The sequence below is a fragment of the Yoonia sp. R2-816 genome, from assembly GCF_046762905.1.
Taxonomy (GTDB): domain Bacteria; phylum Pseudomonadota; class Alphaproteobacteria; order Rhodobacterales; family Rhodobacteraceae; genus Yoonia.
This window is the reverse complement of sequence record NZ_JBKQXN010000092.1, coordinates 1-13966: the sequence shown is the minus strand read 5'-3', so window position 1 is coordinate 13966 and position 13966 is coordinate 1. Positions and strand designations below refer to the sequence as shown.

At 54.6% G+C, this 13966-nt stretch carries 12 protein-coding genes and 4 pseudogenes; 11 read left to right on the top strand and 5 right to left on the bottom strand.

Annotated elements, in window-relative coordinates:
• Positions 1-300 precede the first annotated feature (300 nt).
• The 5 genes and pseudogenes from ACFWW2_RS01680 to ACFWW2_RS01660 all read left to right on the top strand — a co-directional run bounded on the left by ACFWW2_RS01680 (position 301) and on the right by ACFWW2_RS01660 (position 4733).
• Positions 301-687, top strand: coding sequence for a hypothetical protein (locus tag ACFWW2_RS01680; protein WP_393925626.1), 387 nt, complete (start codon positions 301-303; stop codon positions 685-687).
• 166 nt (positions 688-853) lie between these two features.
• Positions 854-1416: pseudogene (locus tag ACFWW2_RS01675) on the top strand (recombinase family protein).
• A gap of 10 nt (positions 1417-1426) precedes the next feature.
• The gene (locus tag ACFWW2_RS01670) at positions 1427-3037 is read left to right on the top strand and encodes an IS481 family transposase (protein WP_393925627.1); all 1611 of its coding nucleotides are present in this window, start codon (positions 1427-1429) and stop codon (positions 3035-3037) included.
• A gap of 17 nt (positions 3038-3054) precedes the next feature.
• The gene (locus ACFWW2_RS01665) at positions 3055-4029 is read left to right on the top strand and encodes an AAA family ATPase (RefSeq protein WP_393925625.1); all 975 of its coding nucleotides are present in this window, start codon (positions 3055-3057) and stop codon (positions 4027-4029) included.
• Positions 4026-4733: a UPF0149 family protein gene (locus ACFWW2_RS01660; protein ID WP_393925624.1), complete on the top strand. Its 708-nt coding sequence runs from the start codon at positions 4026-4028 to the stop codon at positions 4731-4733. Before ACFWW2_RS01665 ends, ACFWW2_RS01660 begins: the two co-directional genes overlap by 4 nt.
• Before the next feature lie 245 nt (positions 4734-4978).
• Here ACFWW2_RS01660 and ACFWW2_RS01655 read toward each other — a convergent pair whose 3' ends face one another.
• Positions 4979-5557: a hypothetical protein gene (locus tag ACFWW2_RS01655; protein WP_393925628.1), complete on the bottom strand. Its 579-nt coding sequence runs from the start codon at positions 5555-5557 to the stop codon at positions 4979-4981.
• Here ACFWW2_RS01655 and ACFWW2_RS01650 point away from each other — a divergent pair.
• The 3 genes and pseudogenes from ACFWW2_RS01650 to ACFWW2_RS01640 form a co-directional block, all read left to right on the top strand.
• Positions 5490-5654, top strand: a pseudogene (locus tag ACFWW2_RS01650) (ISKra4 family transposase); the annotation flags it as partial. The gene ACFWW2_RS01655 and the pseudogene ACFWW2_RS01650 overlap by 68 nt on opposite strands.
• 103 nt (positions 5655-5757) lie before the next feature.
• On the top strand, positions 5758-5991 hold the full coding sequence (locus ACFWW2_RS01645) for a type II toxin-antitoxin system ParD family antitoxin (protein WP_393925623.1): 234 nt from the start codon (positions 5758-5760) through the stop codon (positions 5989-5991).
• Positions 5988-6287, top strand: a complete 300-nt coding sequence (locus ACFWW2_RS01640; protein WP_393925622.1) for a type II toxin-antitoxin system RelE/ParE family toxin — start codon at positions 5988-5990, stop codon at positions 6285-6287. Before ACFWW2_RS01645 ends, ACFWW2_RS01640 begins: the two co-directional genes overlap by 4 nt.
• A gap of 266 nt (positions 6288-6553) precedes the next feature.
• Here ACFWW2_RS01640 and ACFWW2_RS01635 read toward each other — a convergent pair whose 3' ends face one another.
• The 4 genes and pseudogenes from ACFWW2_RS01635 to ACFWW2_RS01620 all read right to left on the bottom strand — a co-directional run bounded on the left by ACFWW2_RS01635 (position 6554) and on the right by ACFWW2_RS01620 (position 11439).
• Positions 6554-7921, bottom strand: a complete 1368-nt coding sequence (locus tag ACFWW2_RS01635; RefSeq protein ID WP_393925621.1) for an IS110 family transposase — start codon at positions 7919-7921, stop codon at positions 6554-6556.
• Positions 7922-8163: 242 nt separating this feature from the next.
• Positions 8164-8403: pseudogene (locus ACFWW2_RS01630) on the bottom strand (transposase); the annotation flags it as partial.
• Positions 8404-8916: 513 nt separating this feature from the next.
• Positions 8917-10851 (bottom strand): DUF4105 domain-containing protein, encoded by a 1935-nt coding sequence (locus ACFWW2_RS01625; protein WP_393925620.1) that lies wholly within the window; start codon positions 10849-10851, stop codon positions 8917-8919.
• An 87-nt stretch (positions 10852-10938) separates the two neighbouring features.
• Positions 10939-11439, bottom strand: a complete 501-nt coding sequence (locus ACFWW2_RS01620) for a DUF3015 family protein (RefSeq protein WP_393925619.1) — start codon at positions 11437-11439, stop codon at positions 10939-10941.
• A 690-nt stretch (positions 11440-12129) separates the two neighbouring features.
• Here ACFWW2_RS01620 and ACFWW2_RS01615 point away from each other — a divergent pair.
• The 3 genes and pseudogenes from ACFWW2_RS01615 to ACFWW2_RS01605 form a co-directional block, all read left to right on the top strand.
• Positions 12130-12438, top strand: coding sequence for a type II toxin-antitoxin system ParD family antitoxin (locus tag ACFWW2_RS01615; protein WP_393925618.1), 309 nt, complete (start codon positions 12130-12132; stop codon positions 12436-12438).
• Positions 12404-12634 carry a type II toxin-antitoxin system RelE/ParE family toxin gene (locus tag ACFWW2_RS01610; protein ID WP_393925617.1) on the top strand — a complete coding sequence of 77 codons (231 nt, stop codon included), beginning with the start codon at positions 12404-12406 and terminating at the stop codon, positions 12632-12634. Before ACFWW2_RS01615 ends, ACFWW2_RS01610 begins: the two co-directional genes overlap by 35 nt.
• A gap of 284 nt (positions 12635-12918) precedes the next feature.
• Positions 12919-13520: pseudogene (locus tag ACFWW2_RS01605) on the top strand (CHC2 zinc finger domain-containing protein); the annotation flags it as partial.
• Positions 13521-13966 lie beyond the last annotated feature (446 nt).

The window sequence follows — 13966 nt, the reverse complement described above, 5'->3', positions numbered from 1 at the left end:
ACAGGCCAAACATCGGCCGGGCTTCATCTGCGCGGTGGGACCAGAACCCACTGATTGTTGAAACCGCGTCCAAAGCATCCGCCTGCCTGAGCAACGATTGGAAATATTTTTCGGATATCTTTGGCACCATTGCGTCACCGCGTAGTTTAATCAGTCTCAAAGTATTCTAGCCAGACGTTGATGCAAGTTGCAGCATCATGAACTTCGGGCTCTCCCGTCGAATCCTCTGCGCTTTGCCTGAACGGCTGGTCTGGCAAACGAGGGTTTGACACCTGCAATCCTCTTTGCAAGAGCTTGTTTATGCCATCCGGTTTCCAACCTCAGACCTATGTCGATCCAAAGGACAATGACGGGTTCGCCAAACCGGTGACCCCGAGCGATACAATGCGGTTACTGACTGCCTATATGCGCACGGATATCCTCTCGCTGGTGCAGTACGCGGTGAGGCACCTCTATGACACTGTTGACCAATCGTCGATCCATTCCGTGTCAACGGCACTTAACGAGGTCTTGAAGGTAACGGTAGAGAAAACTCCAGATCACACGCTGACCCGAAACAAGTATCATGTGGTCGAAGGCCATCGATTTGATGCCTTGGCTGATTACGCCCACGACCTGCGGTTAATGGCCTACCACCTCCAGCACCTGGAGCTGATCATCGCCGAGATCGAGGAAAACATGAGTTGAACGGCGCAAAAACGGAGCGGTTCAGTCTGGCAAACGTCCGTTTGGCAGACTGCCTTTCAACCCAACTGGGAGCCATTGAGTCTACGCAACAAATTTGTCTGTTTACCGCATCTGGAAATCACCGTATGCATTTGATCAATCGGATTGAATATTCAGACGGTTTTCCATGCTCATCGGCTATGCACGTGTTCGACCGAAGATCAGAGTCTTGCCTTGCAGCATGATGCATTGCGTGCCGCAGGCTGTGACCGGATATTCGATGACAAGGTGAGCGCGGCCAAAAGCGAGCGCCCAGGCCTGACCAGAGCTTTGGAGCAGCTCCGCGATGGCGATACGCTAGTTGTCTGGCGGCTAGATCGGATGGGGCGGTCTCTCAAGGATCTGATCGCCCGTGCCGAAGAGCTGAAGGAAATGGGCGTCGGCCTGAAAAGCCTTCAGGAATCCATCGACACCACATCAAGCGGTGGTCAGCTCGTCTTCCATATGTTCGGCGCGTTGGCGGAGTTTGAACGCAACCTGATCCGGGAACGCACACAAGCTGGTTTGACGGCGGCGCGGGCACGCGGACGCAAAGGCGGTCGTAAGAAGGTGTTGGATCGCAATAAACGGGCTCATGCAGTCCAACTCTACCATTCCCGTGAACACACAATCCCGGAGATTTGCAATCTGATGGGCATCTCACGGGCCACGCTCTATGCCTATGTTGATGAGTTTTCCGATGGCAAATAGAGGCATCCGCATTCCGGCCGAGACGCTGTTGGCGTTGAGAACCCGGTTGGCGGGACTGCCGCCGCGATCAGCAGCTCGGCGGGAGGAAATTGGCCGGATAGCGGATCTCTTTGGTGTCAGTCCGTCCACCGTCTATCGCGCCCTGAAGTCTCTACACCAGCCGAAGGGCCTGCGTCGGGCTGACCGTGGCAAGCCGCGCGGCATCTCCGAGAAAGATATGGTGCGGTATTGCGAAATCATTGCCGCGCTGAAAATGCGAACGAGCAACAAGAAGGGGCGACATCTTTCGACCAACCGAGCTATCAAACTTCTGGAAGAGCACGGCGTTGAGACTCCCGACGGCCGCGTGCAGCCAGCGAAAGGGTTACTGAAACCGCCAACCGTAAATCGTTGGCTCCGAGCTTGGGGTTTTGATCAGCCGCGTATGACACGCTCCACGCCTGCCATCCGTTTTGAGGCCCGCCATTCCAATGCCTGTTGGCAGTTCGATATCAGCCCGTCGGATTTGAAGCATATTCCGCAACCAGCCTGGGTGGACCCGAAACGCGGCCAGCCAACGATGATGCTTTATAGCGTTGTGGATGATCGCTCCGGTACTTCTTATCAGGAATACCGCTGCGTCTACGGCGAAGACGCAGAAAGTGCATTGCGGTTTCTGTTCAACGCCATGGCTCCAAAGGAAGATACGGAGTTCCATGGCATTCCCGAGATGATTTATCTCGATAATGGTCCCGTCGCGAAAAGCCTTGTGTTCCAGACTGTGATGGAACGGCTTGGCGTGGATTGGAAAACCCACATGCCTGCCGGGTCTGATGGTGCCCGCGTCACCGCTCGGTCAAAGGGCAAGGTTGAGCGACCCTTTCGCACCGTGAAGGAAGCCCATGAAACGCTGTATCACTTCCACAAGCCTGAAACCGAAGCGGAGGCAAATCTTTGGCTAAGGAACTTCATCAGCAAATACAATGACAAGCCCCATCGGCGGGAGCCACACAGCCGGATAGAAGACTGGATTGCCAATCTGCCGGAGACCGGCATCCGCGAGATGTGTTCCTGGGAGCGCTTCTGTGCCTTTGCCCGCGAGCCGGAACGCCGCAAGGTTGCCGACGATGCGCGGGTGTCGATTGACGGGGCATTCTACGAGGTCGATGGCGATCTTGCGGGCGAGGAGGTGCTGCTGTGGTGGGGTCTGTTCGATCACGAGTTGTTCGCGGAATGGAATGACAAGCGGTATGGCCCGTATCGGCCGGAAGGCGGGCCAATTCCGCTGCACCGGTATCGTAAACGCAAACCCTCACCCCGAGAAAAGCGCGCCGAAGCGGTGGCCAAATTGGCCGAGCAGATCAGCCTGCCGCGCGCAGCACTTAGCGGCTCCGGTTTTGAGACCGCCCCGGCTGAGGTCGTGCCGCTGCCCAAGGTCAAGTTCACCGATCCAGATCCGTGGGGGCAGATTGCCTACGAAAACGAACTCAGTGCGCGGAGAGGGATATCCTATCTTCTGGATCGGCCTCTGGCTGAACTTTCACCGGATGATCGCACTTTTGTCGGCGAGCTGCTCGGTCGAACACTGAACAAGGCCGAGATTGAGGCAGCCATCAAAGAGCGCTTCCGGCGCGGGAAATAAGAAAGAGGGACGAGCAGGTGTTAAACAGGCAGGTCATGCAGCATTTCCACATCGAACGCGTGTGGAGCCAGGCTGGCTACTTTGAAACCGAGCGGCTGGTCCAGTTCCGCGAGGACGTGATGGCTGCCATCATGGCCGGAGATCTGATTGCCATTTCCGGCCCGGTGGGCGTCGGCAAGACCGTGATGATCAATCGTCTTCAGGATCAGATCACCGCCGACAAGAAGATCATCGTGGCGCGCAGCCTGTCGGTGGATAAGCCACGCGTCGTTCTGCCCGCCCTGATCACAGCCCCGTTCCTCGACATCACTGGCGATCCGGACATGAAAGTGCCTACCCAGCCCGAACGCCGGGAGCGGCTGCTTCAGGAAGCAGTGAGAAAAGCCAAGAAACCAATCGCTCTCTTCATTGACGAAGCCCATGATCTGCACGGCCATACGCTCAACGGGCTGAAACGACTTCGGGAGGTCATCAGCGCAGGTGGTGGTTCGCTGTCTGTTGTCCTTGTCGGCCATCCCCGTCTCCAGAATGATCTGCGCCGGGCGACGATGGAAGAGATCGGTCACCGGACGACCAAGTTCGAGTTTAGCAGCATCGGTGATGAACGCCGGGAGTTTGTGTCCTGGCTTCTGGGACAGTGCCTCGCGGAGGGCGTTGATCTGTCAGATGTCTTTGAAGACGCTGCACAGGAATATCTTGCGGAGCGTCTATCCACGCCTTTGCAATTTGCCGAGCATCTGAACCGGGCGTTTACCGATGCGTACCGCATGGGCGCGGATCAGGTCACGCGCGACATTGTTGAGGAAACCATCTCGGTTGGGTTCGACGATCTCGATGCGCTGCTGTCCCGGATCGGCTACAGTCCCAAGGCGCTGGCTGACCTCACTGATACCCGCCTCCCGGAAATCCGGCGTTTCCTCAAGGGGCAGCTTGATTCCGACAGGACAGACGAACTCTCCACTCTCATGCGTAAGGCCGGGCTGCCGATATGAACCTGAAAACCGAATTGTCTGATCGCGAAGAGCAATTACTGGATGATTTCCTTGGCCGGGTGCGTGGTGGCGCGATCCCCAACATTGAATCGCTCGACGGGTTCTTTGCCGCACTTGCCTGCTGCCCGGATCTGGTCATGCCAAGTGAATACATGCCCATTATCCAGACCGGCGAGACCGACGATGGTGATCTGGACTTCGAGAGCATGGAAGAAGCTGAACAATTTATCGAGTTGGTAAACCGGCACTGGAACCATGTGAACCAGCAGTTGGATTCCAAAGAGGTCTATCTGCCGCTCCTGCTTGAGGATGAGCAGGGGAAGGTTCGGGCAAACCACTGGGCGCAAGGCTTTCTCCTGGGCACCAATCTGCGACCGAATATCTGGCCCAAAATCATGGATGACGAAAACGAAGGTGGTGCCATGGTGCCAATCTGGGCGCTGGCCTATGAGCATCATGAAGATCCAGAGATGCGCCCCTATGATGAGCCCATATCGGATGAGCGAAGAGAAGAACTGGTCGTTGGCGCCGCCGCGGGCGTCATGCGGATGCATAGGTATTTTCTGAAGCAGCGCAATCTCTACACCTTACCTTCCGGCACATTCACGCACCAGGGCGGCAAGGTCGGCCGAAATGAACCCTGTCCTTGCGGGTCGGGTAAGAAGTTCAAGCAGTGTTGCGGACGACGCTCCATGCTGCACTGACCCGTTCGCACCTAATTTGATCCGAGGTGGATGATTGCAATCCCGTCGTAAATAATCTGATCTCATTCGCAGTTAATGTGAGTTTGAATGCCCGGATAGTCGCAGTTAATTTGAGCGAAAAATCATGATGTTTGCAATTCGAACTCAGGATAAATGCAAGTCGTTGCACTTAGCACTTAAATGGAAGAATGCGGTGGTTTTGGAGGGTTTTGGCATTTGAATTTGAGAATCTGCGATCCCCAAACTCATATCAGCTGCATTTGTCGGGGTGGTCCCCACTCGAGTGCCGGAGAGATCAGCGGGTCGGTCGCCATGACAAACCGGTTCTTGTTGTCTCCCATCATGTGCCAATGCAGCATCTTCAGCATCGCCGGCCCTGCGCGGTCGATGATCGCCACGCCTGTGAGGAGCGCGGGACGGATGTGTAGCGGCAGGATGGGGTGCCTTGGCGAGAATGGAAACGAGGTCTCCTTGGCGAGTATGGCATCGAAGTCGGGAACGATGGCCCCGAGGAGACGGTATCGCCAAAGGTCGCCGTCGCGCGGTGGCGGCCAAGGGATGCGGCGCATGAGCAGATGTCGCGCGATCTCCAGAGGTGGATGCCATGTTTGCGCGCCACGCTCAGCGTGGTTGTTCAGCAAGGTCTCACCGCGACGTGCTGCTGCGCGATAAGGTGCCAGCACCGGGGCGCAATCGCGGGGGGTCTTGTCTGAGTAGAGTTCACCGCAAAGCAGGCAGGTGATCCGCCATCCTTTCTCAACCTCCCGCGCTGAAGGCTGCGTCGACGACATCGGAAATACCTGCATGGGCAAACGTCGTGGCATGAGATGGTCACCACGCGGAGCCCACAACGTAGCAGTCACCCGAGCCGCCGTACTTGATGGGCGTCTTTCGGTCTCCAATCACAAGATCGCCGCATAAGACCCCCAGCTTTTGCCCGCTCCCGATCGGGAACTGCTAGACGATGCGGGGGTGGGACCAGGTGAATCTTGACAATCTTTGCCATAAACCCTAATCCCTGCGTATGGCAACGATGAACGTATCCCTTCCTGATCCAATGAAATCCTGGGCCGAACACCGCACACGCGGTGGCCGGTACAGCAACGTGAGTGACTACGTCCGAGATCTCATTCGCAAAGATCAGGAACAACATGTCGCCATTGAAGAGCTGCAGGGCCTGGTCACCGAAGGACTGCAAAGTGGCCCGGCCCGCCCCTTCGATATGTCGGCATTTATGGCAGGCAAAACGTCGAAGTGACGTACTGCGTTACGCTGCGGCCGGCAGCCGAGGCAGACTTGGCCGAAATTTGGGACTACACGGTTGGAGCTTGGTCGGAGGAGCAGGCAGAAGTCCATCTCACCGGTTTGGGACAGGCTTTTGACCGAATTGCGCAGTTTCCGGAAATGGCACGCCTTCGGATGGAGTTCACCCCGCCGGTTCGCATCCTACCTTATCAAAGTCACCTCATCGTCTACCTGGCAGAAGGTGACCAGATAGACGTGATCCGCGTCCTGCACAGTCGCGCAAACTGGACCACGTTGCTGGCGGAATGAACAACAGTTTACCTTCGTCGATCCCGTTTAATGCATAAGGTGCATTCTGAAGATACCTCGGGACGCCATGTCTAACGTCAGCGCTTATGGGTCCAATTAGGGTCATTTGCTAAGAGAGGGTTTAACGGTTCGTTAAGCCATGCTTAGAAACCTCTGAAATGCACCCTCAGCACCCGGCACATGGCCCGGATGCCGAATTCCTCGCGGTGTGCCCGGATGAAGGCGTACTTCATTGGGACCCTCGCGCGAAGTACACCGTTGCCTTCCTAAGAAACAGCCTTGTCTGCTGCTTTGGGTAATTCGTGCAAATCATAACCGAACGACTTGGCGCGGCGCTTGAGATTGCCGAGCACGCGATTGCGGTATCGTTCTTCATAATGGGATGCACCGGGATCCTGATAGGTCATGCCGTGTCGGAGGGTGTTGTAAAACAGTACTGCAATCTTGCGCGCCGTCGCAGTGACTGCTTTGGCCTTGCCCGCTCGGGCGGCCAACCGTCGGTAAAAAGCACCGAGAGCAGTATCACTTCGCCCGATTGTAACAGCGGCCAATCGTAAGAGGGCAGCGGCGCGACTTGATGACCGTCGCGTCCGAGATGACAGCACTTTGCCGCCAGAGATCTTGTTGCCTGGTGCAAGGCAGAGCCACGACGTGAAGTGTTTGGCACTTGGCCATGCGCGCAGGTCAGTGCCGCATTTGCCAACCAGCTTGAGTGACAGGGACGGCCCCATTCCATGGATTTGCGTAAGATCAACGCCAAGGACACCAAACAGTGCTGCCCGCACGTCAAACGAAGGCGTGCTGACCTGCTTCGTCTTGGTGCGCGGGCGCGGCAACTTGCCGGGGTCATGTTGGGTGTCCGCGCCCAATGCCGCAAGTGTCGCCTCAAGATGACGATCACATTCCAGCATCTTGGCCTGATAGAAGTCATAAAGCTCCAGCGACTGGGTCAGCGCGAAGATGTGTTCGGTGCGGTCATTGCCGTTCAGGGCGGCTTTGATCGTCTCAACCGACGCGCGGCACCTCACATCGCGGTAGGATGCCAACACATCCAAATCCCGTTCCCCTGCAGCGATGGCGCGGATGATCTTCATTCCGGTTACACCGGCGATGTCAGACACAACGTGATGCAGTTGCAGGTTCATTTCCATCAGCGCCTTCTGCATGTGTTGGATATGGGCCGCAGCATACTCCACCAGCCGCTCCCGTTGGCGCAGATACGCTCGCAGGGTGGCAATCTCAGCGGATGGGCGGAAACTGCCACGTAGCAAACCGAAGGAATGCAGCTGCCGCAGCCAACTGGCGTCACTGACGTCGGTTTTGCGACCTGGCACATTCTTGGCGTAGCGCGCATTCACCAAGATGACCTCGAAGCCATGCTGCTCAAGGATCTCGTAGGCTGGGACCCAGTAGACACCCGTGGATTCCATCGCGACGCTCGTGACACCGTGCGATTTGAACCAGTCAGCCAAATCGTGCAGGTCAAGGGTGAAGGTGCCAAACACACGTACCGGCGCATCCGTCACATCAGGATTTACCGCAGCCATGTGTTCGCGTGAACCGATATCAACCGCAGCAGCATCAACGTTCACAGTCTCAATCGCTGGGGGCTTACCGGTCTTTTGCTTTGCCATTGTTCATCCTCCTGTTGGCAACAGAAGGGCGTGGGCTATGCAAACCCGTCATCTTCCTAACCGGGATCACTGCAAAGCAGCGTCACCACTCTCAAGTTCGCATCAGCCCATGGACCACGTTTTTTAACGGGGTTCTGCCCCAAGACAGACCACCAATAAGCGAACGGCCGCTACCCTTCTTGGCGCAACTGTACCACAGCCTGTTTCTACCGCGCGCAGGCGGGCTCCAACCCGGAACGGTTTTTTAAGATGTCGCGCTCCTCGGTCACCCTGGCCAGTTCGCGCTTCTGCCGCCGGTTCTCGGCTTCGTGATCCACCCCAGACTTCTTTGGTGCAGGGTCGCCGAACAGCTTCATCCATTTGTACAGAGAATGCGTGCTGACGCCCAAACGACGGGAAACTTCCCGAACCGGGTACCCACGCGCCGTAACCTGATGCACCGCATCCCGCTTGAACTCGTCGCTGTAATGGCTTGTCCCCATGTCGGCCTCCTTGCCTCAAAGTTAGGGGGCAAAGCGTCTACAAATCTAGAGGCACCTCAAGCCAAATGCTGCAATTGGCCCACTTCCTACCCGGTGACATAGAGCGACAAGTCAGCGGCTTCGTCCAGCAATACAACAACCATCGCTACTACGAGAGCCTGGACAATCTAACACAGGCTGACGTCTACCATGGCCGAGGCGCGAGGATTCCGAAGATGAGGGAAGAGATCAAAAAGAAGACAATCCAAACACGCCAATTGCAGCAACAATCCTCTGCAGCCTAAACTCAAACACAATCGAACCTGAGCCTCCATTACCAAACAGCCTCTGCTCTCCGAAAAACTCTGATGACAGGTAGCCTGCGAGATCTGAGCCTGTGTAGTGCCACGGTAAAAGCGCGTCGACATCGGATTACTTGTGGCCTTGAAGGCCCGTCATTGATGTCAGCAGTAGACATATCGAAGCCCCCCGGATTGTCGGGTTTTTCAACAAAAACAGCCCCAAACTGACATGCTAAAAATGCCATGAATAAGTCAGCCCAAATTCCGTGGTTCGACCTAAGATGTGATCATTTTCGTACCGCGAAATCACTCTAAGGTCGCTGTCTCGCCGATTCCCAATCCGGAGTGCGAATTCAGATTGGAGCGTTGGTTGTTTGTATTCTTGGACTGGAACGAGGCCACGTGCGGATAACATCATTTGTACGCGGTCATCTATTCGGGCCAAGGCACCAACGCTGATTCCAGCTCGAACGATATCGCGTCCAGTATCTAGTCGGCCTTCAACCATTCCGTACAGCGCCGTATTCGTGGTTGGAGCGAAAGCGTGTCCATAGCCGAACTCAGCTAGAGCAACCAGGTCTCCATCCTTAGCCAGCCTCCCGCTCTCGGCACCGAACCGCAGCCGCCAAGATGGCTTGTATTCGTAGGGTAGCCCAGTCTTACGGGTCGAAATGGCAGTGATCCGCAATGCATCAAGTGTTTGGACCCTAACCTTTCCATCTCGCAAGATGAAGCTGAGATCGCCCATAGAAAGCTCCGAAAAGGGTGCCTCACCAGCCGAGAGAGAAAGGAAGTCAGTTAAGACTGGTCGTAGACGCAACTCAATTCCGCCGCCAAGACGATTGTTGTTGAGATACGTGACCTGTGCTGTTGAGGTGCGGTGCCCGTCATGTGGGGGGCGTGTATCATCGTTCAAACCGATGCCAGTATCTCCTGCTGGCAGCCTTATCCGTTGTACCAGGAATGCTCTGTCAAGCTTGGTAACGTCTTCAGTCGCATCACCGTCCTCATCCTGTGAACGTATCATTGCAATATACAGAAGAGCTGCTTCGACTACCTCCGCACGATCTTTGTCGGAGATGTCGGAACGAGCAAAATAGGGTGCAGCTGTGTAGGGTTGATTGGCGTTCAACGCAGAGCGAACGGACAATTCCAATGCAGCCTGCTGATCATCGTCCAAAGCTTCATATGCGCTCAAGAAGCGAGTGGTCGGGGCATGGACTCTCTCGATGTCGGCAATGAGTGGCTGCCCATTGGAACCCTGCATCGTGGCTAGATCGACGAAAACGTCGAGTGGAAGTGACCATGGCTTGCCCTGAAAAGCGATGTCCTGGCTGGTGGCCAATGCAACTAGCTCAGCGAAGCGATATGCACAGTTTTCCGAAAGAAAGTAGTAGGTGTTCTCCTGTTGGTAGAGCTCCCAACTACTCGCAACCAATAGTTCTAGCTGATCTGGTGTCAGGTTCAGCTCGTATTCCCAGAGGTCGCGGTCCTGACTTTGCACATAATCACCACGTTGTTCGTAATATTCGACGCTGGTGTATGCAGATGAGTAACCGCCAAAAAGCCCTTTAACCACATAGACGGCAGCATTTTCGTTTTCGGGAAAAATTGCACCATAGTTGAGGGACGTATCCAACAAGTTACCGCGGCCCGTCTGGCGCGGAGTGTTCCCACTGAACGTGGTGTTGCTCGTGAATTTCAGAAGGATATGTCCATAAAATGTCGCCGGATTGCCCAAGCTCCCTGAAGCAAAAATGAGCGTTGAACCGGTGATACGACCGTACCCTGACCAAGCATCGTAGTCGGGACAGGACAGTTCTGGTAAATCGTTCACATCAAGCGCTCTTCGCAGGTATAAGACGCGCGCGGGGTAGCGACAGATCGCATGCGTGTTTGGGTCGTCAGTGATAGGAGCATACACTGCATCGATGAAGGTCAAGAGCTCGGTCAGCGGGTCTTGGTGTCCATTTTCTGTAAGAAAGAAACCGCCCGGCAATACATCGCTACGCGGCGAAGCGCGCGAAACGTCATACTGTAGGAGATTGAGCCACAGTGGGTCACTGGCGCTGTCGTTAAGCTGGATGATATTCTTCAGCTCGTCGGGGGCTGCATCACTAGATTGCGAGGCAAAAACAAAGCAAAATGCCAACAGAAAAACTGGCAATCTTCTCGATCTCAAAAGACTGGTCCTCCAAACGTAATCAGGCGGCCACTGCCGCCTGATTACGTCAACTTCAATTGATCAACTTGATTAGAAGCTTTCGCAACTATCCGCATAGTTTGTTTGCACAACATCACGGAGACCAAGGAAATATGCTTCCGCCTTTCCACTGTCATCTTTGGCCGAAAAGTCAGTGTCTTGTAGCTGAGCAGCAAAACCATCACGCACATCCGCAAGAAGCGCTGGCTGGATGGCTGGGTCGCAGTTAATCCCGGCCATCAGCGTTTGCAGATACTCGCCATCGCCGACGACCGTTTCGCGTGAGATGTGGTCATATCCGAGTCTGACAAAAGCAGCGACCTGAACTGTCGAACCTTGGCATTGGTCTGGGCTGGACAGTGCTGAACTCACCGCTGTTGTTCCCCAGTCCCAAACAATATTCGAGATTGCTGATGCGGCGCCATTGTTTGGGAAAACCATGGCGCCGACTCCGCAGTCTTGCCATGGATTTATCTCTTGTGCATTCGCCACTGAAATAGAAGAAGCAAAAGCCATTGCAGTGCACATCATCATTGTATTTAGTTTCTTCAAGATAGTCTCCGTTCGTACGTGTTATGATTCAGAAATTAGCGTTAAAAGTGCTCACAAGGCGTGAACACGCATCATTCATCTTATCCTTCATGGCATCGCTTCGCTCGTGAGTATTTATATCAAATACATTCCACGACATGGCGGTGAAGACCAATTCTTAGTTTCTATTTTATGATAGTTTTTGGCAATGCTTTGGGGTTGTTTGGCCACGTTCATGCTTTTGAGGTTGAATCGTAATCATCGAAGCGCAATCGCGTGTAGTGCTCCTTTCACCTGGCGGGTTCCCATGAGCACCGCGTCAAGACCAGCTTCGGTAAGCCCTCGGTACAGTCATTGCAACAAATCTTCGGATTTGCTTCCAGTCTCTGCTTCTTTGATGATCTTGCCATGCTCGCTGATCACGCAGATAGATGGACGTCTTCAAAAGCGATACATCCAATCCAACAAACAACTTCATTCCGTCATCCTCCATAAGAGGTGTTATTCTGCACCCAGCCAGAACAAACCCCTCTCGACCGCTTCAAGTCAATGTGCAAAGAAGATCGCTGCAGTTATGTCGATGTGTTGGAAATTCTCATAGATCGCTTTGAAGAATCATCCTTAGACCAATGGCTAGGTCGAGCGTAACCGATGAAGTGGACGCCTCTCACTGCATCACGATGTGCCAAGGTAGGCGGTCTGACATCGGTTATGATTGAAAAAGGGCGGCATATTCCCTATATTCAAAATGAATATTGGAGATCTGATATGGCATCGACAAGCATGACATTGGGTGAACACTGGGAAGGGTTCATACAAGACCAGGTAAACAGCGGTCGCTACGCGTCGGCCAGCGAAGTGGTTCGTGCGGCACTCAGAGAGCTCGAAACAAAGTCAGAAGCGCTGGAAGCTCTCCGGGACCATCTAGCCCCAGGCGTGGTACAAGCTGAGGCCCGCGACTTTGTAGAAGACTGGTCGCCCAAAGGTGTCGTTGCGAGAGCCATGGGTCGACGTGGCTAAATACCGGCTGACTCCAAGGGCTTTGCGAGATCTGGATGCAATCGCCGACTATTCGTTGGATCGTTGGGGACCGGACCAGACGGAGGCCTACCTTGAACAGATAGCTGGTCGATTTCAGTGGCTCGCGGACAATCCGGACATCGGTCGCGTTCGAGATGATGTCGCGGATGGATATCGGAGTTTTCCGGAAGGCTAGCATGCCATCTTCTATTTGATCATCGACGATATCATTGCCATAATCGGCGTCCCGCATGCGTTGATGGATCTGAAAGCGAATAAATTCACATAAGTGATAGGCATCCGCTCCATCAATCGTCTCGAAGAGCGGGAGGATTGGCGATGATTGGACCAATGCGGGAAGCAGCTATCCGCCGCGGATTGCTTTAACGATGACCGGCCGGTTCGGGTAATAACTGTTTTCCATGGTTATACTTGATTGAGAGGGTAGGGGGCTTTGCTCATTTCGGCTATGTTGCAATGATGAATGGTTTACTACCACCAGAATTTCTGGACGAGCTTCGCGCGCGGCTATCCATTGGGCAGGTCGTCGGGCGCAAAGTCATGTGGGATCAACACAAGTCCAACCAGGGTAGGGTGATTTATGGGCGCCGTGCCCGGTTCACCAGGAGAAAACCGCCAGCTTTCATGTCGATGATCGCAAAGGGTATTACTATTGCTTTGGCTGCCACGCGAAGGGAGATGTCATTTCATTTGTGCGCGAAACCGAGAATGTCGGCTTCATGGAGGCGGTTCGGATTCTCGCGGATGAGGCGGGGATGACTATGCCTGCGCGCGACCCTGAGGCGCAGAAGAAAGCGGACCGTCGTAAGCTGTTGGCGGATGTCATGGAGCAGGCGGTGCAGTTTTATCGCTTGCAGCTGAAAACCGGGGCAGGGACCGCAGCACGCGATTATCTGGCGGGCCGTGGACTTCGCGATGAAGCACTGGACCGCTGGGAGATTGGTTTCGCGCCACCTGGGTGGCAGAACCTTTGGGATCATTTGACCTCCAAAGGCGTGGCGGAGGATTTGATTCTTGGTGCGGGTTTGGCCAAACCTTCAAATCAAGGCAAGAAACCCTATGTGTAACGACCTGCAAACATAATCGGCTCGACCTGCAATCATCCTGATTTTCGGCCCGAATTATTTGCATCTATCGAAGGGGGCAAACCCGGATTATTTGCGAACGAACCCACATTATTTGCAACCAGCCTGCAATCATCAGGCTGAACCCACATTACGTGCGAACGGCAATCCGGTTGGGGATCACGACCTTAGAGGGCTGGACAAATGCAGGCGCAGCAACTGCCGTTCGCTGCGCGGCACTTGAACAGGAAAGACGCGGACTCTTCTACCTTTCGCTCAGAGTCTGCCAATGGCCGTAGCCAGCGGTGGTCTCAACTGGTGGACGCAACACTTTAACCTTTAGGAAGAGATGGAATGTTTTGAATGAAGTATCGTCGCAGGATTTATTATTCAGCAGAACAGCGTGCCGAGATCTGGGATCGCTGGCAGCGTGGGGAGTCGAT